Source organism: Sediminibacterium sp. GW821-FHT12F12, assembly GCF_058806635.1.
On sequence record NZ_JBXAPW010000032.1, the window covers coordinates 1 to 909 of the forward strand.

The 909-nt window shown below is 37.1% G+C and carries 1 protein-coding gene; it reads left to right on the forward strand.

The window, feature by feature from the left end:
* The first annotated feature begins 122 nt into the window (after positions 1 to 122).
* Complete coding sequence (locus tag AC1RNB_RS18560) at positions 123 to 893, forward strand: IS5 family transposase (protein ID WP_493085252.1); 771 nt, start codon at positions 123 to 125, stop codon at positions 891 to 893.
* The last annotated feature ends 16 nt before the right edge of the window (positions 894 to 909 follow it).

A 909-nucleotide genomic window follows, 5' to 3' on the forward strand; every position in this document is an offset into this window, starting at 1 on the left:
AGAAGCTGTTTAAAATTCGCTTTATTGATAGTTATTCGACATTAATATGTGTAAAAGTGGATAAAAAAAGCTGTTGTTAGTGATAAGAAGCGTCGTTTAAGAAGATGACCAAATCTTTTTAAATGACACATTATCCTACCAGCGTAAACAACAGCCAATGGCAAGTTATTAAAGGTTTCCTTAAAGACCATAGAAAACGTAGATACAGTCTTCGTGAAATATTAAATGCTATTTTTTATCTGGTAAAAACAGGATGTCAGTGGCGGATGCTTCCATCTGGCTTCCCCCGCTGGCAAATTGTATATTATTATTTTTCCAAATGGAAGTGTGATGGGACATTTGAACGTATTAGATGTTCCTTAGTGAAAAAACATAGAAGACATAACGGTAGGAAAATGCAACCCACTGCTGCTGTTATGGACGCGCAATCAGTAAAGAGCACATTGGTAAGCAGTTCTCTTAATACAGGGTACGATTCTGGCAAGCGTATTAAAGGACTGAAACGACATATTGTAGTAGATACATCTGGTATGCTGTTGTGTGTAAAAGTTCATTCAGCCGCTATAGCTGATAGGCATGGAGGCAGGTTAGTAGTAGAGAACTTGGGTAAGAATTGGAGAAATATAAAAAAATTGTTTGTTGACGGAGGTTATCAATTACCTGGAAAAAATCAGCGAAGTGATGCCCCAATTAATGGATATGAAATAGAAATTGTGAAGCGATCTGATATTGGAACTGGTCGTGTGTCACCTAAAAGATGGGTGGTTGAAAGAACTTTCGCTTGGTTTGAGACGAATAGAAGGAATGCAAAAGCTTACGAAAGATTACCAAAAACTGCCGAAGCAGTTATAGAGCTATCTGCAATACGACAAATGCTCAACAGTTTATGGTAAATTTTAAACAGCTTCT

What these genes read in the sequence shown, in the direction of transcription:
- AC1RNB_RS18560 (WP_493085252.1), top strand. Translation starts at nt 123, where the DNA reads ATGACACATTATCCTACCAGCGTAAACAACAGCCAATGGCAAGTTATT.